Raw genomic sequence first — 22,720 nt, 5'->3', positions numbered from 1 at the left:
GGCTAGAGCACCTCCGGAGCCAACGAGATGATGCGCATGTAGCGCTTGTCACGCAGCTCGCGGCCCACCGGGCCGAAGATACGGGTACCGCGCGGGTCCCCGCCGTCCTTGATCAGGACGGCCGCGTTCTCGTCGAAGCGGATGTACGAACCGTCCGGACGGCGACGCTCCTTGACGGTGCGCACGACGACGGCCTTGACGACGTCGCCCTTCTTCACGCCCGCGCCCGGGAGGGCGTCCTTCACGGTGGCGACGATGACGTCGCCGATGCCCGCGTAGCGGCGGCTCGAGCCACCGAGAACCCGGATGCAGAGGATTTCCTTTGCACCGGTGTTGTCGGCGACCCGCAGCCGCGATTCCTGCTGAATCACGTTCTACTCCTGACTGGTGGCCGCACCGGTCGGCGCGGCCGTTGTCTCTTCGCAGAAAACCCCGCTCCCGGCGGCGGATACACCGCCGGGAGCGTGAGGCTGCTTACTTGGCCTTCTCCAGGATCTCGACCACGCGCCAGCGCTTGGTCGCCGAGAGCGGCCGGGTCTCCATGAGCAGCACGCGGTCGCCGATGCCACAGCTGTTCTGCTCGTCATGGGCCTTGAGCTTGCTGGTACGACGCATGACCTTGCCGTACAGCGGGTGCTTGACCCGGTCCTCGACGATCACGACGACCGTCTTGTCCATCTTGTCCGACACGACAAGGCCCTCACGGGTCTTGCGCGCGCCGCGCTGCTCGTCTTCCACGCTGCTCGCCTCGCTGATCACGGGGTTAGTCACTTCTGATCACCTTCCGTGATGCCCAGCTCGCGCTCGCGCTGGATCGTGTAGACCCGGGCGATGTCGGCCTTGACGGCCTTCATGCGGCCGTGGTTCTCGAGCTGGCCGGTGGCCTGCTGGAAGCGGAGGTTGAACAGCTCCTCCTTGGCCTCGCGGAGCTTGTCCACCAGGGCCGCGTCCGAAAGCTCACGCAGCTCGTGCGTTGCGGTTCCGGCTGCCATCAGATCTCACCTGCCTCGCGCTTGATGATCCGGCACTTGAGCGGCAGCTTGTGCGACGCGCGCAGCAGAGCCTCTCGAGCGACCTTCTCGTTCGGGTAGGAGAGCTCGAAGAGCACCCGACCCGGCTTGACGTTCGCCACCCACCACTCGGGCGAGCCCTTACCGGAACCCATCCGGGTCTCGGCCGGCTTCTTGGTCAGCGGGCGGTCCGGGAAGATCTGGATCCAGACCTTGCCACCACGGCGGATGTGCCGGTTGATCGCGATACGCGCCGACTCGATCTGCCGGTTGGTGACGTAGGCCGGGGTCAGAGCCTGGATGCCGTACTCGCCGAAGTTCAGCTCGTTGCCGCCCTTCGACGCACCGCCGCGCTCCGGGTGGTGCTGCTTGCGGTGCTTGACACGACGCGGAATGAGCATCGGTCAGCCCTCCTTCGGAGCTTCGGCCGCCGCGACTGCCTCGGCCGGAGCCTCGGTCGCCGGGGCGGAAGTGTTCTCGGTGCGGCCCTGGCCGCGTCCGCCACGCTCGCCGCCGCGCTCGCCGCCACGCGACGGACGTCCGCCGCGGGGACGGTCGCCGCCGCGACGCTCGTCACGGCCGCCGGCCGACGGACGCCGCTGCTCGGCGGCGGCCGCGGCACGCGCCGCGCTGAGCGAGGTGACGTCGCCCTTGTAGACCCAGACCTTCACGCCGATGCGGCCGAAGGTCGTGCGGGCCTCGTAGAAGCCGTAGTCGATGTTCGCGCGCAGCGTGTGCAGGGGCACGCGGCCCTCGCGGTACTGCTCGGAACGCGACATCTCCGCGCCGCCCAGACGTCCGGAGACCTGGACCTTCACGCCCTTGGCGCCGGCCTTCATGGTCGTCTGGATCGCCTTGCGCATGGCGCGGCGGAACGCGACACGCGAGGAGAGCTGCTCGGCCACACCCTGAGCGATGAGCTGGGCGTCGAGCTCGGGGTTCTTGACCTCGAGGATGTTGAGCTGCACCTGCTTGCCGGTGAGCTTCTCGAGCTCGCCGCGGATGCGCTCGGCCTCGGCGCCACGCCGACCGATCACGATGCCCGGACGCGCCGTGTGGATGTCCACGCGGACGCGGTCGCGGGTGCGCTCGATCTCGACCTTGGAGATGCCGGCCCGCTCCATGCCCTTGGTCATGAGCTTGCGGATCTCGACGTCTTCCTTGACGTACGCCTTGTACATCTTATCGGCGTACCAGCGCGACTTGAAGTCGGTGGTGATGCCGAGGCGGAACCCGTGCGGGTTGACTTTCTGGCCCATTACCGGGTCCTGCCCTTCTTCGCGGCGACCTCGGACTGCTCAACCACGATGGTGATGTGGCTGCTGCGCTTGCGGATGCGGTACGCGCGGCCCTGGGCCCGCGGACGGAACCGCTTGAGCGTCGGGCCCTCGTCCACGTACGCGGCCGTGATGACCAGGTCACCGTGGAGCTGCTTGTTGTTGCGGGCATTGGCGGCCGCCGAGGCGACGCACTTGTAGACCGGCTCCGCAGCCGCCCACGGGGCGAAGCGCAGGTAGTCCAGCGCCTGCTCCACCGGGACACCGCGGACCTGGTCCACGACGCGGCGGACCTTCATCGGGGTCATCCGGACGTGGCGGGCCTGGGCGATCGCCTGGTTCTCGGGCAGGTCCTTGGCCTTGTTCTCAGCCACGGCGCGACCTCCGATCGTCCTTCACGTGACCCTTGAAAGTACGGGTCGGGGCGAACTCGCCCAGCTTGTGGCCGACCATCGACTCGGTGACGAACACCGGGACGTGCTTGCGGCCGTCGTGCACGGCGATCGTGTGGCCCAGCATCGCCGGGACGATCATCGAGCGCCGAGACCACGTCTTGATGACGTTGTGGGTGCCCTTGTCGTTCTGAACGTCCACCTTCTTGATCAGGTGGTCGTCCACGAAGGGACCCTTCTTGAGACTGCGCGGCATCTAGACCTCCTCCTAGCGCTTCTTGTTCGACTTGCGGCGACGGACGATGTACTTGTCACTGGCCTTGCCCGGCTGGCGGGTACGGCCTTCCTTCTGACCCCACGGGGAGACCGGGTGGCGACCACCGGAGGTCTTGCCCTCACCACCACCGTGCGGGTGGTCGATCGGGTTCATCGCGACACCGCGGACGGTCGGGCGCTTGCCCTTCCAGCGCATGCGTCCGGCCTTGCCCCAGTTGATGTTGCCCTGCTCGGCGTTGCCGACCTCGCCGACGGTCGCGCGGCAGCGCGCATCGACGTTGCGGATCTCGCCGGAGGGCATACGCAGCTGGGCGTAGGGGCCGTCCTTGGCGACGAGCTGGACGCTGGCGCCGGCCGAGCGGGCGATCTTCGCGCCGCCGCCGGGCCGAAGCTCGATGGCGTGGATGGTCGTACCGGTCGGGATGTTGCGCAGCGGCAGGTTGTTGCCCGGCTTGATGTCGGCGTTGGGGCCGGACTCGATCGGGTCGCCCTGCTTCAGCTTCGCCGGAGCGATGATGTAGCGCTTGGTGCCGTCCACGTAGTGGAGCAGCGCGATGCGCGCGGTGCGGTTGGGGTCGTACTCGATGTGCGCGACCTTCGCCGGCACGCCGTCCTTGTCGTCCCGACGGAAGTCGATGACACGGTAGGCGCGCTTGTGGCCACCGCCCTGGTGACGGACCGTCACGCGACCCTGCGCGTTACGGCCGCCCTTGGAGTGCAGCGGGCGGACCAGAGACTTCTCCGGGGTGTCCCGGGTGATCTCGACGAAGTCGGCAACGCTGGCGCCGCGGCGACCGGGGGTCGTCGGCTTGTACTTGCGAATGCCCATGGCTATGAGATTCCTCTAAGTTCCTCGGTACCGGCCTCAGGAGACCGGGCCCCCGAAGATGTCGATGCGGCTCTTCTTGCTGGCGTCGTTCGGCTGAGGGTCGACCGACACGATGGCGCGCTTGGTCGACGCGCGGTGGCCGTAGGTGCCGACCCGGGTCCGCTTGCGCTTCCCCTTGCGGTTGATCGTGTTGACAGCCGTGACCTCGACGTCGAAGAGCAGCTCGACCGCGTCGCGGATCTGCTCCTTGTTCGCGTCCGGGTGCACGATGAACGTGTACTTGTTCTCGTCGAGCAGCGCGTAGCTCTTCTCCGAGACGACCGGCTTGATCAGCAGGTCGCGGGCGAGAACGTAACGGTCCTTGATAGCCATCAGGCCTCGCTCCCTTCGGTGTCGGCCGAGGCCTTCTTCGGGCCGGCGACGAACGCGTCGAAGGCGGCCTGAGTGAAGATCACGTCGTCGCTGATGAGCACGTCGTACGTGTTCAGCTGGTCGGCGTGGAGCAGGTGGACCTCGGGAAGGTTGCGCAGCGAGAGCCACGCGTTGGTCTCTTCGCGACCGAGCACGACGAGCACGTTGCGGCGCTCGGTGACGGAAGCGATCGCGGCCTTGGCGCCCTTGGTCGAGGGAAGATCCCCGGCGAAGGCGTCGACGACGTGCAGCCGACCGTTGCGGGCGCGGTCCGACAGGGCGCAGCGCAGGGCGGCGGCCTTCATCTTCTTCGGCGTCCGCTGCGCGTAGTCACGCGGCTTGGGGCCGTGCACGACGCCACCACCGGTGAACTGCGGCGCGCGGGTCGAGCCCTGACGGGCGCGGCCGGTGCCCTTCTGGCGGTACGGCTTCTTGCCGCCGCCTCGGACTTCGCCACGGCGCTTGGTGCTGTGCGTGCCCTGGCGCGCGGCCGCGAGCTGGGCCACGACGACCTGGTGCACCAGCGGAACGTTCACCTGGACGTCGAAGATCTCCGCGGGGAGATCGACGGTAACAGTGGTAGTCATCTCTCTCAGCCCTTCGCCGCCGTCTTGACGAGCACAAGGCCGCCGTTGGGGCCGGGAACGGCACCCTTGATCAGCAGCAGGCCCTTCTCGGCGTCGATCGCGTGGACGGTCAGGTTCTGCACGGTGACGCGCTCGTTACCCATCCGGCCGGCCATCCGCACGCCCTTGAACACGCGACCGGGGGTCGCGCAGGCGCCGATGGAACCGGGCGAACGGTGCTTGCGCTGCACGCCGTGTCCGGCGCCCAGGCCACGGAAGTTGTGGCGCTTCATGACACCGGCGAAGCCCTTGCCCTTGGAAGTGCCCACCACGTCGATCTTCTGGCCGGAGGTGAACACCTCGGCGGTGACTTCCTGGCCGGCGGTGTACTCCGCGGCGTCAGAGGTGCGGATCTCGACGAGGTGCCGACGCGGGGTGACGTCGAACTTCTCGAAGTGGCCCTTCTCCGGCTTGTTCACCTTGCGCGGGTCGATCTCGCCGAAGGCGAGCTGGACCGCGGCGTAGCCGTCCTTCTCGATGCTGCGCACCTGGGTCACGACACACGGCCCGGCCTTGACGACGGTTACCGGGACGACCCGGTTGTCCGCGTCCCAGACCTGGGTCATGCCGAGCTTCTCGCCCAGGACGCCCTTGATCTGCTTCTCCATGATCCTAAGCGTCCTTACAGCTTGATCTCGATGTCGACACCGGCCGGCAGGTCGAGCCGCATGAGCGAGTCAACCGTCTTGGGCGTGGGGTCGAGGATGTCGATGAGCCGCTTGTGCGTACGCATCTCGAAGTGCTCGCGCGAGTCCTTGTACTTGTGCGGCGAGCGGATGACGCAGTACACGTTCTTCTCAGTCGGCAGCGGCACCGGGCCCGCGACCTGAGCACCAGTCCGGCTCACCGTCTCGACGATCTTGCGCGCCGAAGAGTCGATGACCTCGTGGTCGTAGGCCTTGAGCCTGATGCGGATCTTCTGTCCCGCCATGGCTGCGTAGTTTCCTTCTTCTCGGTAACCTCTGCGGCCTCTCCGGCGGTCCAGCGGACCGACAGGGAAGCCCTGCTGTCTTACGACCGCACGCGGGAAGCCGCATGAGATCTTCGGGCCGTCATCCGCTGGGTTCGCACCCGTCGGACCGTACCCGGCGGTAGGTCTTGTCCGGTTTTCTCCGACCCACGCGGTCGGGCGTGTCGCGTTGCGGCCGCACGCCTTCCCGCAGGCAGGCGCCAACCTGCCGGTCACTATCACTCCAGGAGGACGGTGATGCGGGCCCGGAGAGCCGCCCGTCGGCCCACGCCCCCACAACAGGGGGCGGCCGAACGAACGGTGCGCACCGGGGGGCCGGTGCGACTCCGGAAGCACCCGGAACAGGGCATGCCTGCACCCTGCACCGAGCAACTTCAACAGTGTGCCGTATTTCCCGGATCGATACCAAATCCGGGTGCAGCTCAGGCGCCGTGGAACCACTCCCCAGCCGGTGGGGCCGCCGAGCGTGCATGTGTACGGCCGAGTACGGCCCTAGGAGGCCCTAGCCGGGGCTCGGGCGCTCCGGGGCGGAGGCGGGCCGCGGAAGGCCGCCTTGATGAGGCTACGCCCGTTTCGACGGATCGCCGGGCCGGTGCGAGAATGCCAGCGCCGACGGTATGCGCGGCGGGTGGGGCATCGACGCTGTGGCAGCGATGCGATGTGAAGAAAAGGCGGCGCGCGGAACATGCGAGCACGGGCCTCTGCCGATCTGGGCACCGAGGGCGGGACTGAAACCATGCGGGAACGTACGCAAGAGCCGGTAGCGGGCTCCGGACGCTCGTATGGCGGCTCTTGGACGCCCACGGTGCACGCCGTGGAGCCCGCGGCCACCCCCCTGCCGGGGGACAACGACGTCACCGAGACGCTGCTGCTGTTCCGCAACGAGCTCGAGCGCGAGATCGAGCGCCGGGCCCGCGACGAGGCCAGGGCGGCCCGGCCGCGCGGCCTGCGCCGACTGCTGCCCTACCTCCCGCTGCTTCCCGTCCTCGCAGTTCAAAGCCTGCTCGCGACGCGGCTGATGAGCGGCCGCTCGGCCTCCGTGGAGGAGGCGGCGGACCTGTTCGCCGGCCACATGGAGATCGGCCACCTGCTGCACGGCACCACGGTCAGCAACTATCCGACCTTCTTCTCCGGGGCTCCCACGCTCTACCCGGTCGCCGCGGCCCTCGCGGACGCGGCGCACGGACTGTTCGGCGCGCGCTGCCTGAGCCTGCTCTGCATGCTCCTGGCGACCGCCGCGGTCTACAAGACCGGCCGGCGCATCTACGGCGTACCGACCGCGGTCGGCGCCGCGGCCCTGTTCTCGGTACTCGGCCCCACGCTGCACCTGAGCTCCTACGCCACCTTCGACGCCCCTGCGCTGTGCCTGCTCGCCTGGTCGCTTTACTACACCGTCGCCTTCGCACACGGCGACAGCCGCAATGCCCTGATCTACGCCATCGGGTTCATGGTGCTGGCCGACTGCGTGAAGTACGCGGTGCTGCTGTGGAACCCGCTGATCGTGGCGATGGTCGCCGCCGCCGGGCCCGGCATGGACGCCTGGAAGGTCACCCGCTCCTGGAACGTGCAGCGCTTCGGGCTCCTGGCCGCCAGCGTGCTCGGGGTGGCCCTGCTGGCCGGACGCGAGCCCTACTTCACCGGCCTGACCAGGACCGCGAAGCTGACGGTGGACAGCAACCTGCTGCGCGGCAGCGTGCTGAGCGAGGTGGACCACTGGTTCGGCGTGCTGTTCGTGCTCGCCCTCGCGGGCTTCCTGACCCTGCTTCCCGCCGCCCGCCGCGACCCCGCCGGCTTCGGCCCGAAGGCCGGCGCCGCGGGCCTGCTGCTGTGCGGCGGCTTGATCGCACCGCTCTACCAGCTGCTGATCAACTCGAACCTGTCACTGGACAAGCAGACCGACATCGGTGCGGTGTTCGCGGCCGTCCCGGCGGGCTGGCTGCTCGCCAGGATCGCGCAGACCGCACGCCAGCCGCAGGCTCTGACCGCCGCCGTGACCGCGGTCTTCTCGCTCGCCGTGGCCGTCCCCATGGGCATAGCCGGCGTGTCCCAGGCGACCAGCCTGGCCAACGCCTGGCCGAACTCCACCCAGATGATCAGCATGCTGCGGCCCCTGGTGGCGCGCGGAAAGCAGAACTACCTGGTCGAGGACGCGGCAGTGGCCGAATACGCGCTCGGCGGCAAGACGGTCAAGTGGACGCAGTGGCACGACACCGCCGGCTGCACCTGGAGCGACGGGACCACCTTCCTGACCGGTGCGGCCGCCTGCTCCGCGGCCATCTCGGCGAACTACTACTCCATCATCGTGCTGGACTACGCGGAGACCCCGAAGCTGGACGCCGCGATCTTCCCGACCATCAGCCACTCCGGCTACCGCCTTCAGGGCAGCTACTCCGTGCCCACCTCCCTCGGCACCCGCACCTACTCGGTCTGGGCGCTGGTCGGATAGCGGGCGCGGCGAGCGGGCCGCCGCAGGCCGAACGCACAGCCGAAACGCAGGTCGCCGGTACTCGTACGAGTACCGGCGACCTGCGTTTCGGCGGCTGCCCGCGCTGAGGAGTCGGGACCGCGCTAAGGAGTCGGGATCGGGGCGAGCTTGATGGCCTTGATTCCGGCGTGGAAGGCGGCCAGGGAGTCCGCGTCGGCGTCGTAGCCCCACTCCATGCGCGCGCCGGCCTGTTCGGAGTACTCGTTCCAGATGAAGCCGATCACGTTGGACTGCTGCGGCAGCCACGTCAGGAGGCTGTTGATCCAGGCCACCTTGTTGGAGTTCGGCTGGCCGCCGGTCTCGGTGATCAGCAGGTCCTTCTGGGTGAACTTCCGGATGTCGGTGATCGTGGGGCCGAACAGCGCCGTCGCGGTGCTCTCGTAGTCCTCGTAGGCGGTCATGCCGACCCAGCCGACGTACTTGTCGCCGGGGTAGACGTCGGCGAGGTGGATGTCGTTCTGGGCGCCGCGCAGGACGTTGGGAGCCCAGATCCAGATCACGTTGTCGGCACCCACCTGGTGGAAGATGTTCCACACGTGCTTCCAGGCCTCGATGTACTGCGCGTCGGTGTTGCCGTTCACGCCGGGCGACCAGGGGTACCAGTTGCCGTTCATCTCGTGCATGAAGCGGATCGCGATCGGGACCTTGGCCGCCTTGACCGCCTCGGCGTACTGGGTGATGTACGCGTCGTGGTTGCCCGCGATGATCGTGGAGAGCGCGTAGTCGGGCTGGTCGAGGATCGTGTGACCGGTGGTGCCGCCGGCGAAGGGCTCCCAGGTGATCACCGGGAGCGCGCCCTCGGAGTACGCGTCGTAGACGTCCTCGGTGCTGAAGTCCTGGGTCCAGTTCACGTAGTACTCGACCATGTTGGGCGAGACGCCCGCGGTCTTCGCGACCGCGCTGAACGCCGCCGGGGAGCCGGGCAGGTCGTCGGCGGTGACTCCGAAGTATTTGCCGGGCTCGGCCTCGATCTGGGCCACGGTCGGGGTGGTATGGGTGGGCGAGGGGGAGGCCGCCGTGGCGGCCGCGCTCGAACTGGCGCCGACGGCGCCGACCACCGGGGCCCCCGGGCCCACGGCGTGCGCCGCCGCCGCGGTCCGCCCGGCCTGGCCCTGGCTGTTGGCGGCCCAATAGACCCAGCTGACGAACGTCGCCAGCACGACCACGTTGACCGTCATCCAGAGGCGCAGCCGCACCGTGGACCGCTTCTTGCCGCGCCGGGACACCGCCCGCGAGCTGCTAGACATTGACCATCACCGAGGCCACGAGCATGAGGGTTCCCAGGATGTAGGGGACGACGATCAGCGGGCTGTGGCTGCTCTCTCCGGCGAAGCTGTCCTCGCGTGTCCCCCAGCTCGCGTTGTGCCCGCAGCGGAAGAAGCCGAGCAGTCTGATCGGCAGGAGCAACCCGGTGTTGATGAGCATGAAGATCGGCAGGTAGAGCAGGTCCTTCGGCCGGAAGGCGAAGTGGCGGCCGAAGCGAACGGCGACGGAGACCGCGGACATCCCGACGGCGGAGAGCACAAGCAGCCCGAGTTCGGCCAGGCCCGAGCCGGGCAGCGGCAGCTGGCCGTAGATGGCCGGCTTGCCCTGGTGTGTCGCGAACGCGTAGGCCCAGCCGGCGAAGGTGCCGAGCAGGACGAAGGGGACGAGGATGTCGATCGCGTAGAAGACGGCGAGGAAGCGCGCCTCCCGGATCATCCAGCCCATCATCCGCAGCGAGTTGTACTGGGAGCCGCGCGCCCAGCGGTACTGCTGCTTGAGTAGCTTCTTGAGCTTGAGCGGGGCGTCGGTGTAGACCAGCGAGGTGGCCTGGTAGACGGTCTTGTACCCGGCCATCAGCGTGTAGTTGGTCAAGGTCCGGTCGTCGCTGACCTCGATGTAGACGCCGAGGAACTTCTCGCTGAGGAACTTCTCCATGCAGTCCACGAGGATGGAGCGGCGGAAGGCGATGGTGCGGCCGGGCAGACAGCCGACCGTGCCGAGCACGCTCATCGCCGGCATGGAGTACTCACAGCGCACGCTCTCGAGCCAGTCGGCCCAGCGGGTCAGCAGGTTGCGCTCGGGTTCGAGGATGCGCTGGCGCGTGGTGACCCCGCCCACCTGGGGGTTGCGGAACGGCTTGAGCAGTTCGACCAGGGTGCGCTCGGTCCAGATCGTGTCCGAGTCGACGAGCACGACTATCTCGCCGACGGACTTCTCCACACCGATGCGCACCGCGTTGCGCTTGCCCGGAATCTCGGTCCAGACCCAGTCGACCCCGGCCTCGGAACACAGCTTCTCGAGCACGTCGTTGCGCGGCCCGTTGATGACCACGATCACCTGGTCCGGCTGCTGCTCGTTGATCCGCCGCAACACGTCCCGGAACAGTTCCTCCGGCTCGTCCACCACGGGGATCACGACGGACACGGAGCCGTCGTAGCGGCGGCGCCACGGCCGGTAGCGTGCGACCAAGAAGAGCCTGACCACCCACAGTGCCCAGACCAGCGTCATGAAAGCGGCGAAGGAATAGAAATCGCCGCGCATCCACCAGTTGCGCATCTCAAGGAGATATGCCAGCACGTCCGCCCCAATTTGTCCGAGCCCGTCAGACACGGGGCTCTACTTCGTCGGATCTCGCGAGGGTCGACGGACCGTCTCGACGAAGGCACTTGATCGGCGGGCAGTCTACCAGCCGCGGCGAGCCGGGAGATTACGGCCGGGTACGACGATATGAACACCGTAACGCCATCGCCGCCGCTCAATCACTATGCGCAAGCGGTTCTGCCGCCACCGTAGTCAGTGCTTTGCCATCTGATTGAATCAAGTACTTGAATTCTGCCGCGCCGTTCGGGTGATCCACCAGCATGTGGTCGCCCTTGGTGCCGACATAGTCGAAGTAGACGAGCGCCTTGACCGTCTGCGGGTACTGCGCCGCCCACTGGAAGACCCCGTCGAACAGCCAGGCGTTGTCCGGGTCGGGCGAGGTCACGCCCCACTCGGCCAGCATCATCGGCTTGCCGTGCTGCCCGGCGAACCTGGCCAGCTGGTCGAGGCCGTCGGTCTCGGTGAACGCGTCCTGGCTCTCGCTCTGCCTGGGGTAGGCGTCGGAGCCGATCCAGTCCACGTACGCGTCGCCGGGATACCAGTCGGAGGCCGGCTTGCCGAGCGGCTCGCCCACGTTCGGACACCAGACGAAGGCCGCGTTCGTCACGCCGAGCGTACGGAACAGCCGCACCACGTAACGCCAGTCGGTGATGTACTGGCCGGCCGAGACGCCCGACGGGGACCAGTCCGGGTACCAGTTGCCGTCCATCTCCCAGTCCGGGCGCAGGAATACCGGCTTGCCGTAGGCGATGACGGCGGCAGCCTGCTGGCGCAGATAGGAGTCCATGCTCCCGTCGCGGAAGTCCTTGGTGAAGTCGAGTTCCCAGGAGACCATGGGCGCCGTGCCGGAGTAGGGCTGGGCGTGCGCCAGGATCGGGGAGACCTGGCCGTCGAGGGCGGTATAGCCGCCGAGTACGGCCGGCTGGTCGATCCCGACCTCGCTGTCGAACTGGGAGACCCGGTCGGGCTCGATGTCCGCGCCGATGTAGAGATGCCCGGCGGCCGGGACGGCCGGCTGCCCGCCGGCCGAGGAGGAGCCCTCCGGCAGCGTCGAGCCTCCGGTCGGAGCGGTCAGGGGGGCGGTGGCCAGGGTCGGGCCCCCGGATCCGCCCGCGGCCGAGACGAGGACCGCGACGCAGGCGGCCGCGAGGATCACAGCCAGGAACGCGGTGAGGCCGAGGTACTTGGGGCGCACGAGGGAGGCCTTCATATCGACTCGGGGACGGTCGCGGGCACGGACCTCGAGCGGCTGTCGCGGCGCACCGCTGCTTTGGTACCGTGCACCGGCGTGCACCATCCCCTCAGGAGGGCCGGGATGGGACGCTTCTACGGGAACCCGACCGACTGGCGGGGCGGCGGCTTGCCCCGAACCGCTCGTCGGACACAGGAGAAGCCATGCCGGCACAGAGAAACGACGTCGAGCCGATGATATCGAAATCCCGTGCGAACGCCGCCGAGGGCGACGCGCAGCAGTCGCTCGAGGAGTCGGGCCGAGAGCGTTCCGCCGACGTGCCGCGGCCGCGGCGACCCGAGCAGCCCGCGAACGCCTCGGGCGGCAACTCCCGCATCCCGCTGCTCCTGCTCCTGCTCATCCTCGCCGTGCAGTGCGGAATCAGCCTGTGGCTCATACATGCGAACGGAATGTTCGAGGACGAAGGCACCTATGCCTACGACGGCCACGAATTGTGGCAGTCCTGGTTCGATCATGTGCCCAACACGTCGAACTACTCGAAGATCCTCTCCGGCGTCCCGGACTTCTACCCGATCATCTCGGCCGGCCTGGACAAGCTCGGCGGCCTGTTCGCGATCCGGCTCTTCAGCTGCGCGATGATGCTGGTGTCCACCTCCGCGCTCTACAGCTTCACCCGGCGGCTCTACGGCCCGCGGGCCGCGGTGATCGCGGCGGCGCTGTTCGCGCTGTTGCAGCCCACGACGTACATGGGCGCGTTCGGCACGTACGACGCGATGGCGCTCGCGCTGCTCTCCCTCGCCGCCCTGTGCGCCCTGCGCTCGACCGAGAGCCGGTTCGCCTGGCTCTGGATCTTCGGCGTGTTCCTGTGCTGCTTCCTCGCCGACTCGGCGAAGTACGCCGCGGCGCTGTGGAACGCGCCGGTGTTCGCGGTACTCCTGTTCGCCTCGGTGCCGTACACGGGCTGGCGCAAGGCACTGATCCGAACCTTCGCCGCGCTGGCCGGCCTCTGCGCGCTCATCGGCGCGGGCCTCGCCCTCGGCGGAGCGGATCTGCGCGCGGGTATCGCGTTCACCACGACCCAGCGCGCGGCGGGCACCACCCCGGCCTCGCTGATCTATCACGACACGATGCTGCGCCTCGGGATCGTGCTCATCGCCGCCCTGCTCGGCCTGGCCTTCGCCGCGCTCTCCCCGGTCTCCGGCGGCAGATTCCGCACACCCGGAACGCTGCTGGCCGCGAGCCTGATCGTGGCAGGGCTGCTGGCACCGATCAACCAGGCGCGCATCGACACGAACGTGGCCTTCCCGAAGCACCTCGGTTTCGGCGCCTGGTTCACCGCGGCGCTGGCCGGCTTCGGCATCGCAGCCTTCTTCGCCCACAACCGCTCGCGCACCGCGGCGAACCTCGTCACCGCCGCGGCCGTGCTCGCCTCCGGCCTCTACGGCACGCAACAGGCGCACATGCTCTTCCAGACCTGGGGCAACGCGCAGCAGGCGGTACAGGCGATGAAGCCGTACATCAGCAAGGGCAACGCCCGCTACCTGGCCGAAGACGACCCGGTCGAGCAGTACTACCTGCGCAACCAGACCAACCAGAGCCAGTGGTACAACACCTGGTCCTTCAGCTTCCGCGACCCGCACACCGGCGCGCACCTGAGCGGCACCCCGGCGTACGTGGATGCGATCAAGCACGAGTTCTTCAGCGTGGTCGAACTGCTGGCGGTGAACACCGAGGACGCCGACAAGCAGATGGCGACGCAGTTGTCGAAGACCAAGGACTACGTGCTGGTGGCGAAAGTGCCGCTCTACGAAAATGGATCCAGCACACCGTTCAGCTACTACTATATCTGGGCACTGCACAAACACGCGTAAGCCGAATCCGGCAGGGGGCTCAAGGGCCGCGCGCGGCCGGATCGCGGTGTACGGGAGGGAAGACCAACACAGTGAGCAGTGAAGACAGCCGCGAGCGCCCGGCGCCTACCCGCCGCCGCACGCGCGCCCGGATACGCACGCTCGCCGGGGTGACGGCGGCGGCGCTGGCGCTCTGCGCGGTTCCGGCGTCCGCGAGCGGCGGCGCGTGGTACCTGGACCAGTTCGACATGAACGCGGTCTGGCGCACCAGCACCGGATCCGGGGTCGTCGTGGCCGAGGTCGACACCGGCGTGAACGCCGGGGACCACGACCTGTCCGGCCGGCTGTGGGCGGAGATCGGCCTGCAGGGCGGCGCCCTGAAGAAGGCCTCCGGAGACTCTTCGGCCTCTTATGACGGCACCCAGGTCGCCACGCTCGTGGCGGGCAACGGCTCGGGCGGCTCCAAGCTCCAGGGACTGGCCCCGAAGGCCACCGTGCTGCCGATCCAGATCCAGGACTCCGGCGCCAACGGGATCGCGGCCAGCGACGCGGCGGCGATCCACTACGCGGTGGCGCACAACGTCCGGATCATCCTGTTCCCGACGCCGCTGCCGCGCACTTCGCCGTCCTTCGAGGCCGCGGTCAAGTACGCGGTGACCAACAACGCGATCGTCATCGCCGCCGCCGGGAACAACGGCTCCGACGCGGTGATCGGCGACCCCTGCGCGGCGGCGGGCACCCTGTGCATCAGCGCCACGACCTCGGCCGAGTCGGCCGCCGCGGTCTCGAGCGTCGGCCCCGACGTCACCCTCGGCGCGCCCGGCGATCAGATTCCGGTGCCGGCCAAGAAGGGCGGGGTGAGTACGGGCTCGAGCACGCACTACTCCGCCGCGCTCGCGGCCGGCGAAGCCGCGCTGGTATGGGCGGCCCACCCGGACTGGACGGCAGGCCAGGTCGTGCGGGTCATGCTGAACACGGCCAAGGACGGCAACGCGCAGCACACCCGGGTCGACGACAGCATCGGCTACGGGATCATCGATCCGGCGGCGGCCGTCGCGGCGAGCGCGCCCCCGCAGGTGACCAACCCGCTGCTGCCGGTCGTGCCGACCTCGAGCCCGAGCACGGCGGGTGCGAACCCGAGCCGGAGCGCGGCCTCGCACTCGACGGCGGCCGCGGGCTCCTCGTCCTCCGGCCCCTGGCTCGGGCTGGGCCTCGGCTTCGCCGCGCTCGTGGTGGTCGGCGCGGGTGTGGTGTTCCTCCGGCGCAGGCGGCCGGGCAAGCGCAACTACTACGCGTTCGATCCCTCGTTCATGCCGCCCACGCACCAGGTCGAGGTGCCGAACCCGAGGCCGCAGAGCCCGGGCTTCGCACCACCGGGGCAGGCTCCGCACGCGGCCCCACAGCAGCCGTACGGCATCCAGTACGGCGTAGAACCGCCGGGCGCGCAGCCGCCCACGCCGGCGTCCCCGCAGTCTCCCCCGCCGTGGCCGCCGCAACAAAGCTGACAGATGCGCACCTTGATGGACCTGAGATCGCGAAGGGCGTGAAGATCCGATGAGTGAGATGGACCGCCGTCTCGGCAGCCGGTACGTGCTCAAGGAGCGCCTCGGCCGGGGCGCGATGGGCACGGTGTGGCGGGCGATCAACACCGACACCCACACCGATGTCGCGGTGAAGGTACTGAGTGAAGAACTGAGCGGGGAGCCAGAGATGGTCACCCGCTTCATCCAGGAGCGCAACGCGCTGGTCGCGGTGCACCATCCGAACCTGGTGCGCATCCACGATCTGGTGGTCGAGGACGGCCGGCTCGCCATCATCATGGACCTGATAGCCGGGCCGGACCTGCACCGGCACCTCCTCGAGCGCGGCGTGCTCGGGCTCGGCGAGACCGCGTTCATCGGCCGCGGCGTGGCGGCCGCACTCGCCGCGATCCACAGCGCGGGCATCATCCACCGGGACCTGAAGCCGGCCAACATCCTGCTGGACCTCAGCGGTCCGCACCCCGAGCCGAAGCTGGTGGACTTCGGCATCGCCCGCATGCTCAGCAGCAGTCGGCTCACCGCCCGCTCCTCCGTGGTGGGCACGCCGCAGTACCTGTCCCCGGAGGCGATCAGCGGCGCCGAGCCGGGGCCGGCCGTCGACGTCTACGCCCTGGGCATCGCCCTCTACGAACTGCTCACCGGCGCTCCGCCGTTCCACAGCGAGCAGCTGCTGCAGGTGCTCAACCAGCACATGTACCAGGAGCCGCCGTGGCCGGCCTCCATCCCAGCGCCGATCCTGCCGCTGCTGCAGGCGATGCTGGCCAAGAACCCGCAGGTGCGGCCGAACGCGGCGGAGATCGCCCGGCAGATGGACCTGCTGGTCGCCGGCGGCCCGTACCCCACGCCGATCCCGCAGCAGCCCGGCACCCCGGTCGGCAGCCCGATGGGCCTGGCGCCCATGCCGCAGCAGAGCCCTTATCCACAGCCTCCGGCCTATCCCCCCGCTCAGCTTCCCTCGCCCTACGGACGGCCGGAGCAGTTCCCTCCCGGCACACCGCAGCCGGTCCCGGAGCCCACGCCGTCCGGCTTCTTCTATCCGAACACCGCGATGCTCTACCCGAACCAGGCGGCCGCGGACCTGTCGCAGACCCCGAACCCGGTCGGCGCGGTGTTCTCGCCGAACCCGCCGCCGTTCACCGACGCGATGTTCGCACCGAAGAAGCAGGGCGAACGCAAGAAGCTCTACCTCGGCGCCGGAGCGGTCCTCGGCGTCGCGGCGGTCGCCGGCATCGCCATCGCCCTGACCGGCGGGGGCTCATCCGGAAACCACCCGCTCGCCGCGGGTTCCACCTCGGCGCATGCCACCACGAGTGCGTCGGCCTCCCCCACGGTCGCACCGAGCTGCCCGGCGCAGACGATCACCCCGACCGCCGACTGGCCGCTCAACGGCACCTTCGCGGGCTGCTCGGACATCGGCGCCCTGCACCAGTTCGGCGGGGCGGGCTTCGAGAACTCCGCCCGCGGCGAGGTGCTCAAGGTCAACGGGCAGGCCGGCCGGGCCACGATGCCGCTCGGCTCTCTGGTGGACACCTCGCACAGCTTCACCGTCTCGATCTGGGTCGACGTCGACTCGCTGCCCACCGCTCAGAAGACCGTGGTGGCCTTCCAGGGCGTCGCGACCGACGCCTTCGCTCTGCGCTACGACCACGGCTGGGCCTTCGGCTACAGCGCCAAGGACACCGCCGGCGCGGCCTGGGCCGCCGCCACGGACCCGAAGGCCGCGAAGACCCACTCCTGGACGCACCTGGTCGGTGTCTACGACGCGAGCGGCCACACCCTCACCCTGTACGTCAACGGCGTGAAGGGCGCCTCCCGCAACGGCGTCGTCGGCTTCAAGGCCGTCGGGAAGATCACCCTCGGCGCCAGCCTGAACGCCACCGGGCAGCCCTCGCAGGACCTCGACGGCGAGCTGAGCGCGATCGAGGTCTTCACCGGCGCTTTCTCCCAAACCCAGGTAGACGCGCTGGGATAGTGCGGAAACGACGAAGGCCCCCGACTCCCTCGCGGGAATCGGGGGCCTTTTGGCCGTTTGAGGACTACCGGTCCTCGATCGACGTCCTGGTCCGAAGACTAGGCGACGATCTTGACAACCCGGCCGGCGCCGACGGTACGGCCGCCCTCGCGGATGGCGAAGCGCAGGCCCTCCTCCATGGCGATCGGCTGGATCAGCTTGACCGACATCTCGGTGTTGTCGCCGGGCATGACCATCTCGGTGCCCTCGGGCAGCGTGACGACGCCGGTGACGTCCGTGGTGCGGAAGTAGAACTGCGGACGGTAGTTGTTGAAGAACGGCGTGTGACGGCCACCCTCGTCCTTGGACAGGATGTACGCCTGGCCGAGGAAGTCGGTGTGCGGCGTGACCGAACCCGGCTTGATGACGACCTGGCCGCGCTCGACGTCCTCGCGCTTGATGCCGCGAAGCAGCAGACCGACGTTCTCGCCGGCCTGGCCCTCGTCGAGCAGCTTGCGGAACATCTCGACACCGGTGACGGTGGTCGACTGCTTGTTGGTGCGGATACCGACGATGTCGACGGTCTCGTTCACCTTGATGATGCCGCGCTCGATACGACCGGTGACGACGGTGCCACGACCGGTGATCGTGAAGACGTCCTCGATCGGCATGAGGAACGGCTTGTCGGTCTCGCGCTCCGGCTGCGGGATCGACTCGTCGACCGCGTCCATCAGGCCGAGCAGCTTCGCGCCCCACTCGGCGTCGCCCTCGAGCGCCTTGAGCGCGGAGACGCGCACGACCGGCACGTCGTCGCCCGGGAACTCGTACTCGGACAGCAGCTCGCGGACCTCGAGCTCGACGAGCTCCAGGATCTCCTCGTCGTCCACCATGTCGGACTTGTTCAGAGCCACGACGATGTAGGGGACGCCGACCTGGCGGGCGAGCAGCACGTGCTCCTTGGTCTGCGGCATCGGGCCGTCGGTGGCGGCCACGACCAGGATCGCGCCGTCCATCTGGGCGGCACCGGTGATCATGTTCTTGATGTAGTCCGCGTGACCCGGGCAGTCCACGTGAGCGTAGTGACGCTTCTCGGTCTGGTACTCGACGTGCGCGATCGAGATGGTGATGCCGCGCTGACGCTCTTCGGGAGCCTTGTCGATCTGGTCGAACGCCGACGCCTGGTTCAGCGTCGGGTACTTGTCGTGCAGCACCTTGGTGATCGCCGCGGTAAGAGTGGTCTTACCGTGGTCGATGTGACCGATGGTGCCGATGTTGACGTGCGGCTTAGTCCGCTCGAACTTCGCCTTCGCCACTTTGTCCTCCTGTGGACTGGTGCGGTGCCGGACGGCTGGATTGCCCCGGCGGCATTGGATTGATCAGGTGGGTCGGCTTGGGCTACTCGCCGCGCGCCTTCTTGACGATCTCCTCCGCGATGTTCCGCGGAACCTCGGCGTAGGAGTCGAACTGCATGCTGTACGAGGCCCGGCCGGAGGTCTTCGACCGCAGGTCGCCGACGTAGCCGAACATCTCGGACAGCGGAACCAGGGCCTTGACGACCCGGGCGCCGAACCGCTCCTCCATGGCCTGAATCTGGCCACGGCGGGAGTTGAGGTCGCCGATCACGTCACCGAGGTAGTCCTCGGGGGTCGTGACCTCGACCGCCATCATCGGCTCGAGGATCGCGGGGCTGGCCTGGCGGGCAGCCTCCTTGAACGCCATCGAACCGGCGATCTTGAACGCGAGCTCGGACGAGTCCACCTCGTGGTACTGACCGTCGAGGAGGGTCATCTTCACACCGGTCAGCGGGTATCCGGCCATGACGCCGAACTCCATCGCCTCCTGGGCACCGGCGTCCACCGAGGGAATGTACTCCCGCGGGATACGGCCACCGGTGACCGCGTTGACGAACTCGTAGCCGCTGTCGCCGTCGGCGCCGCCCTCGAGGGGCTCGAGCTTGATGATCACACGCGCGTACTGACCGGAACCACCGGTCTGCTTCTTGTGCGTGTACTCGGTCTTCTCGACCACGCGGCGGATCGTCTCGCGGTAGGCCACCTGCGGCTTACCGACGTTGGCCTCGACCTTGAACTCGCGGCGCATGCGGTCCACCAGGATCTCCAGGTGGAGCTCGCCCATGCCGCCGATGATCGTCTGGCCGGTCTCCTCGTCGGTCCGCACGGAGAAGGACGGGTCCTCCTCGGCGAGCCGCTGGATCGCGGTGCCCAGCTTCTCCTGGTCGCTCTTGGTCTTCGGCTCGATCGCGACGTGGATGACCGGCGCCGGGAACGTCATCGACTCCAGGACCACCGGGCTCGACGAGTCGCACAGCGTCTCGCCGGTCGTGGTGTCCTTCAGGCCCATGACGGCGACGATGTCGCCCGCGCCCACGAACGGGATCTCCTCACGCTTGTTCGCGTGCATGCGGTAGATCTTGCCGATGCGCTCCTTGCGGCCCTTGACCGAGTTGAGCACCTGCGAGCCCGCCTCGAGGCGGCCCGAGTACACCCGGACGAAGGTCAGCTTGCCCAGGTGCGGGTCGCTCATGATCTTGAACGCCAGCGCCGCGAGCGGCTCGTCGTCGGAGGGCTTGCGGTGCAGGATCTCCTCCTCGTTGCCGACGGCGTGGCCGTCGATCGAGGGGACGTCCAGCGGCGAGGGCAGGTAGCGCACGACCGCGTCGAGCAGGGGCTGCACGCCCTTGTTCTTGAACGCGGTGCCGCAGAAGACCGGCGTGAGCTTCGAGGCGAGGGTGGCGCGGCGGATACCCGCGTACAGCTGCTCGATGGTGGGCTCGGTGCCCTCCAGGAACAGCTCCATCAGCTCGTCGTCGTTCTCGGCGATGGTCTCGACGAGCTTGTTGCGCCACTCGTCGGCGATCTCGGCGTGCGTGGCGGGGATGTCGACCTCGTCGTACATCTCGCCCAGCTTGGCCTCGATGTTCCAGATCAGGGCCTTCATCTTCACGAGGTCGATGACGCCCTTGAAGTCGCCCTCGGCACCGATCGGCAGCTGCATCACCAGGGGGATGGCGTTGAGGCGGCTGACGATCATGTCCACACAGCGGTGGAACTCGGCGCCGGTGCGGTCGAGCTTGTTGACGAAACAGATTCGGGGCACACCGTAGCGGTCAGCCTGCCGCCACACGGTCTCCGACTGCGGCTCCACGCCGGCGACGCCGTCGAACACGGTGACCGCGCCGTCGAGGACGCGCAGCGAGCGCTCGACCTCGACGGTGAAGTCCACGTGACCGGGGGTGTCGATGATGTTGATGGTGTGGTCGACGTCGTCCGTCTTCCAGTGGCAGGTCACCGCGGCGGAGGTGATGGTGATGCCGCGCTCCTGCTCCTGCTCCATCCAGTCGGTGGTGGCGGCGCCGTCGTGGACCTCACCGATCTTGTAGCTCATGCCCGTGTAGTACAGGATGCGCTCAGTCGTGGTGGTCTTACCGGCGTCGATGTGCGCCATGATGCCGATGTTGCGGACCTTCGAGAGGTCTACGGCGGCGTTCGTGGCCATGGTGGCTCGTCTACTTTCGCGAGTCGAGAGGGTTGATGCTCAAGGGGGCGGGGGGCCGCCGCCGCGTGACAGCCGTCAGCGGCCCGATACCCCTTACTACCAGCGGTAGTGAGCGAACGCGCGGTTGGCGTCCGCCATCTTGTGGGTGTCCTCGCGTCGCTTGACGGAGGCGCCCAGACCGTTGGAAGCGTCCAGAAGCTCGTTCATCAGCCGCTCGGTCATCGTCTTCTCGCGACGGGCGCGGGAGTAGCTGACCAGCCAGCGCAGGGCCAGCGTGTTCGAGCGGCCGGGCTTGACGTCGACCGGCACCTGGTAGGTCGCGCCGCCGACGCGGCGGGACTTGACCTCGATGGACGGCTTGACGTTCTCCAAGGCCCGCTTGAGCGTGATGACCGGGTCGGTACCGGACTTCTCGCGGCAGCCCTCGAGGGCGCCGTAGACGATGCGCTCGGCGGTCGATCGCTTGCCGTCCAGCAGAACCTTGTTGACCAGCGCGGTCACCAGCGGAGAGGTGTAAACCGGGTCGATGACGACCGGGTGCTTCGGGGCAGGACCCTTACGAGGCATTACTTCTTCTCCTTCTTGGCGCCGTAGCGGCTGCGGGCCTGCTTGCGGTTCTTGACACCCTGGGTGTCGAGCGAGCCGCGGATGATCTTGTACCGCACGCCGGGGAGGTCCTTCACACGGCCACCGCGCACGAGCACGATCGAGTGCTCCTGCAGGTTGTGGCCGACGCCGGGGATGTAGGCCGTGACCTCGATGCCGCTGGAAAGGCGCACGCGGGCGACCTTGCGCAGGGCGGAGTTCGGCTTCTTGGGGGTGGTGGTGTACACACGCGTGCACACTCCGCGCCGCTGCGGGCTGCCCTTGAGTGCAGGAGTCTTGGTCTTTGAGACCTTGTCCTGCCGGCCCTTGCGGACCAACTGCTGGATCGTAGGCACTACGTCTCCGTCTTCCGTTCAGCCAAGCCTTCGGCCGACCCGTCCCGGTGTTCCGGGGAACACGGTGCGGGCCGCCAGGCGTCCTCTGGCGAATTCGCATCCTCGCGGATGCTTGGGTCATGCTGGGGGTTTGTCCGGCTTCGCAGTGCTTGCTCCCGCCCACGAGGTCGGGTGTGTCGCCCCACTCACGCTGCGCCGTGGCGCGACGTAAGGAGTCAACCAAGCCCCGTGCGGTCCATTACCGGACGGCCATCGCAGTGTCCTGGGGCAGCCCCCGGGGGTACGCGCGCACACGGGCAAAGCCGGGGGAACCCCAGCATCAGGCGAGAGCCTACCGACGCACCCGCCTTCCGGTCAAAACGACCGGTTTCCGGGGTTCGGCGCCTCGGCGTGCTCCGCCGCGACCATTGTCTCATGCGTCGAGACCCGGCCGCACAGGGTTATCCGAGGCCGTGACGCCCGCTCAGGCTCACGTCGTGCCCGTCGCACTGGGCGAGACCACCGGCGCGGCGCTCCCGCCCGCGTTGCCGCTTCCCGTGGACGACGGGGTCACGGCCGACGGGCTCGCCGGGGGCGAACTCGCGGACGGGCTCGGCGAGGGCGAGGCGCTCGGCGAGGCGCTGGTGGCCGACGGGGTCGGGCTGGGCGACGGGCTCGGCGAGGACGGAGCGCTGGTGGACGGCGCGGCACTGCTGGTGGTGGGCGCCGGCGAGATGCTCACCGTGTCCGCCCCGCTCGTGCTCACGCCGGTGACCGGCGGTACCACCGGAGCCGGGTTGGCGCGGTTGTGGTTGAGCCAGAGCGCGAGGGCCGCCGCGGCCGCGGCGAGCAGCAGCACGAGGCCGATCGCGATGGCCCAGGCCCGCC

At 68.6% G+C, this 22,720-nt stretch carries 23 protein-coding genes and 1 pseudogene; 5 read left to right on the top strand and 19 right to left on the bottom strand.

The features are described from left to right. Nucleotides 1-2: 2 nt before the first annotated feature. From rplN to rpsJ, 12 genes are all read right to left on the bottom strand, one after another. Nucleotides 3-371, bottom strand: coding sequence for a 50S ribosomal protein L14 (rplN, locus tag KDL01_RS03780; protein ID WP_034266103.1), 369 nt, complete (start codon nt 369-371; stop codon nt 3-5). Nucleotides 372-474: 103 nt separating this feature from the next. Further along, the gene (gene rpsQ / locus KDL01_RS03775) at nt 475-756 is read right to left on the bottom strand and encodes a 30S ribosomal protein S17 (RefSeq protein WP_212526941.1); all 282 of its coding nucleotides are present in this window, start codon (nt 754-756) and stop codon (nt 475-477) included. Nucleotides 757-767: 11 nt separating this feature from the next. Continuing rightward, nucleotides 768-992 carry a 50S ribosomal protein L29 gene (rpmC, locus tag KDL01_RS03770; protein WP_212526893.1) on the bottom strand — a complete coding sequence of 75 codons (225 nt, stop codon included), beginning with the start codon at nt 990-992 and terminating at the stop codon, nt 768-770. Continuing rightward, entirely contained in the window at nt 992-1,411 is a 420-nt protein-coding gene (gene rplP / locus KDL01_RS03765; protein ID WP_212526892.1) for a 50S ribosomal protein L16, read from the bottom strand. The genes rpmC and rplP overlap by 1 nt, the downstream gene beginning before the upstream one ends. A 3-nt stretch (nt 1,412-1,414) precedes the next feature. Then, nucleotides 1,415-2,269 (bottom strand): 30S ribosomal protein S3, encoded by an 855-nt coding sequence (gene rpsC, locus KDL01_RS03760; RefSeq protein ID WP_212526891.1) that lies wholly within the window; start codon nt 2,267-2,269, stop codon nt 1,415-1,417. Then, on the bottom strand, nt 2,269-2,661 hold the full coding sequence (rplV, locus tag KDL01_RS03755) for a 50S ribosomal protein L22 (RefSeq protein ID WP_212526890.1): 393 nt from the start codon (nt 2,659-2,661) through the stop codon (nt 2,269-2,271). The genes rpsC and rplV overlap by 1 nt, the downstream gene beginning before the upstream one ends. Further along, nucleotides 2,654-2,935, bottom strand: coding sequence for a 30S ribosomal protein S19 (rpsS, locus tag KDL01_RS03750; RefSeq protein WP_212526889.1), 282 nt, complete (start codon nt 2,933-2,935; stop codon nt 2,654-2,656). Before rpsS ends, rplV begins: the two co-directional genes overlap by 8 nt. Nucleotides 2,936-2,947: 12 nt before the next feature. Next, a complete protein-coding gene (gene rplB / locus KDL01_RS03745; RefSeq protein ID WP_212526888.1) occupies nt 2,948-3,784 on the bottom strand; it encodes a 50S ribosomal protein L2 in 837 nt (278 codons plus the stop codon). A gap of 36 nt (nt 3,785-3,820) precedes the next feature. Then, nucleotides 3,821-4,156, bottom strand: a complete 336-nt coding sequence (rplW, locus tag KDL01_RS03740; RefSeq protein ID WP_212526887.1) for a 50S ribosomal protein L23 — start codon at nt 4,154-4,156, stop codon at nt 3,821-3,823. Further along, entirely contained in the window at nt 4,156-4,782 is a 627-nt protein-coding gene (gene rplD, locus KDL01_RS03735; protein ID WP_212526886.1) for a 50S ribosomal protein L4, read from the bottom strand. The genes rplW and rplD overlap by 1 nt, the downstream gene beginning before the upstream one ends. A gap of 5 nt (nt 4,783-4,787) precedes the next feature. Beyond that, a complete protein-coding gene (rplC, locus tag KDL01_RS03730; protein ID WP_212526885.1) occupies nt 4,788-5,429 on the bottom strand; it encodes a 50S ribosomal protein L3 in 642 nt (213 codons plus the stop codon). Between the two features lie 14 nt (nt 5,430-5,443). Next, nucleotides 5,444-5,752 (bottom strand): 30S ribosomal protein S10, encoded by a 309-nt coding sequence (rpsJ, locus tag KDL01_RS03725; protein ID WP_034266131.1) that lies wholly within the window; start codon nt 5,750-5,752, stop codon nt 5,444-5,446. Nucleotides 5,753-6,605: 853 nt separating this feature from the next. Between rpsJ and KDL01_RS03720 the strand changes: the two genes are divergently transcribed. Further along, a complete protein-coding gene (locus KDL01_RS03720; protein WP_212526884.1) occupies nt 6,606-8,237 on the top strand; it encodes an ArnT family glycosyltransferase in 1,632 nt (543 codons plus the stop codon). A gap of 122 nt (nt 8,238-8,359) precedes the next feature. Here KDL01_RS03720 and KDL01_RS03715 read toward each other — a convergent pair whose 3' ends face one another. The 3 genes from KDL01_RS03715 to KDL01_RS03705 form a co-directional block, all read right to left on the bottom strand. After that, nucleotides 8,360-9,523, bottom strand: coding sequence for a glycoside hydrolase family 26 protein (locus tag KDL01_RS03715; protein WP_212526883.1), 1,164 nt, complete (start codon nt 9,521-9,523; stop codon nt 8,360-8,362). Then, nucleotides 9,516-10,838: a glycosyltransferase family 2 protein gene (locus KDL01_RS03710; RefSeq protein WP_212526882.1), complete on the bottom strand. Its 1,323-nt coding sequence runs from the start codon at nt 10,836-10,838 to the stop codon at nt 9,516-9,518. Before KDL01_RS03710 ends, KDL01_RS03715 begins: the two co-directional genes overlap by 8 nt. 178 nt (nt 10,839-11,016) lie before the next feature. Continuing rightward, nucleotides 11,017-12,072 carry a glycoside hydrolase family 26 protein gene (locus KDL01_RS03705; protein WP_212526881.1) on the bottom strand — a complete coding sequence of 352 codons (1,056 nt, stop codon included), beginning with the start codon at nt 12,070-12,072 and terminating at the stop codon, nt 11,017-11,019. A gap of 185 nt (nt 12,073-12,257) precedes the next feature. On the opposite strand from KDL01_RS03705, the gene KDL01_RS03700 reads away from it, so the two are divergent. From KDL01_RS03700 to KDL01_RS03690, 3 genes are all read left to right on the top strand, one after another. Continuing rightward, entirely contained in the window at nt 12,258-13,925 is a 1,668-nt protein-coding gene (locus KDL01_RS03700) for a glycosyltransferase family 39 protein (RefSeq protein WP_212526880.1), read from the top strand. 71 nt (nt 13,926-13,996) lie between these two features. Next, nucleotides 13,997-15,409, top strand: a complete 1,413-nt coding sequence (locus KDL01_RS03695) for a S8 family serine peptidase (RefSeq protein WP_212526879.1) — start codon at nt 13,997-13,999, stop codon at nt 15,407-15,409. A gap of 58 nt (nt 15,410-15,467) precedes the next feature. Next, nucleotides 15,468-17,417 carry a protein kinase domain-containing protein gene (locus KDL01_RS03690; RefSeq protein ID WP_212526878.1) on the top strand — a complete coding sequence of 650 codons (1,950 nt, stop codon included), beginning with the start codon at nt 15,468-15,470 and terminating at the stop codon, nt 17,415-17,417. A gap of 98 nt (nt 17,418-17,515) precedes the next feature. Here KDL01_RS03690 and tuf read toward each other — a convergent pair whose 3' ends face one another. From tuf to rpsL, 4 genes are all read right to left on the bottom strand, one after another. Then, a complete protein-coding gene (gene tuf, locus KDL01_RS03685) occupies nt 17,516-18,709 on the bottom strand; it encodes an elongation factor Tu (protein ID WP_212526877.1) in 1,194 nt (397 codons plus the stop codon). A gap of 82 nt (nt 18,710-18,791) precedes the next feature. Next, entirely contained in the window at nt 18,792-20,912 is a 2,121-nt protein-coding gene (gene fusA / locus KDL01_RS03680) for an elongation factor G (RefSeq protein WP_212526876.1), read from the bottom strand. A 96-nt stretch (nt 20,913-21,008) separates the two neighbouring features. Beyond that, entirely contained in the window at nt 21,009-21,479 is a 471-nt protein-coding gene (gene rpsG, locus KDL01_RS03675; RefSeq protein WP_212526875.1) for a 30S ribosomal protein S7, read from the bottom strand. Further along, complete coding sequence (rpsL, locus tag KDL01_RS03670; RefSeq protein WP_034266172.1) at nt 21,479-21,853, bottom strand: 30S ribosomal protein S12; 375 nt, start codon at nt 21,851-21,853, stop codon at nt 21,479-21,481. The genes rpsG and rpsL overlap by 1 nt, the downstream gene beginning before the upstream one ends. A 476-nt stretch (nt 21,854-22,329) precedes the next feature. Between rpsL and KDL01_RS03665 the strand changes: the two are divergent. After that, nucleotides 22,330-22,720: pseudogene (locus KDL01_RS03665) on the top strand (hypothetical protein); the annotation flags it as partial.

Origin of the sequence: Actinospica durhamensis, assembly GCF_018139695.1 — a bacterium.
Taxonomy (GTDB): Bacteria; Actinomycetota; Actinomycetes; order Streptomycetales; family Catenulisporaceae; genus Actinospica; species Actinospica durhamensis.
This window is presented reverse-complemented; position numbering and strand designations above follow the sequence as displayed.

Coding starts and splice junctions, on each gene's coding strand:
- rplD (WP_212526886.1), bottom strand. CDS start 4,782: ATGACTACCACTGTTACCGTCGATCTCCCCGCGGAGATCTTCGACGTC.
- KDL01_RS03690 (WP_212526878.1), top strand. CDS start 15,468: ATGGACCGCCGTCTCGGCAGCCGGTACGTGCTCAAGGAGCGCCTCGGC.
- rpmC (WP_212526893.1), bottom strand. CDS start 992: ATGGCAGCCGGAACCGCAACGCACGAGCTGCGTGAGCTTTCGGACGCG.
- KDL01_RS03715 (WP_212526883.1), bottom strand. CDS start 9,523: ATGTCTAGCAGCTCGCGGGCGGTGTCCCGGCGCGGCAAGAAGCGGTCC.
- rplB (WP_212526888.1), bottom strand. CDS start 3,784: ATGGGCATTCGCAAGTACAAGCCGACGACCCCCGGTCGCCGCGGCGCC.
- rpsJ (WP_034266131.1), bottom strand. CDS start 5,752: ATGGCGGGACAGAAGATCCGCATCAGGCTCAAGGCCTACGACCACGAG.
- KDL01_RS03700 (WP_212526880.1), top strand. CDS start 12,258: ATGCCGGCACAGAGAAACGACGTCGAGCCGATGATATCGAAATCCCGT.
- fusA (WP_212526876.1), bottom strand. CDS start 20,912: ATGGCCACGAACGCCGCCGTAGACCTCTCGAAGGTCCGCAACATCGGC.
- rpsS (WP_212526889.1), bottom strand. CDS start 2,935: ATGCCGCGCAGTCTCAAGAAGGGTCCCTTCGTGGACGACCACCTGATC.
- rplW (WP_212526887.1), bottom strand. CDS start 4,156: ATGGCTATCAAGGACCGTTACGTTCTCGCCCGCGACCTGCTGATCAAG.
- rpsG (WP_212526875.1), bottom strand. CDS start 21,479: ATGCCTCGTAAGGGTCCTGCCCCGAAGCACCCGGTCGTCATCGACCCG.
- KDL01_RS03705 (WP_212526881.1), bottom strand. CDS start 12,072: ATGAAGGCCTCCCTCGTGCGCCCCAAGTACCTCGGCCTCACCGCGTTC.
- rplP (WP_212526892.1), bottom strand. CDS start 1,411: ATGCTCATTCCGCGTCGTGTCAAGCACCGCAAGCAGCACCACCCGGAG.
- rpsC (WP_212526891.1), bottom strand. CDS start 2,269: ATGGGCCAGAAAGTCAACCCGCACGGGTTCCGCCTCGGCATCACCACC.
- rplC (WP_212526885.1), bottom strand. CDS start 5,429: ATGGAGAAGCAGATCAAGGGCGTCCTGGGCGAGAAGCTCGGCATGACC.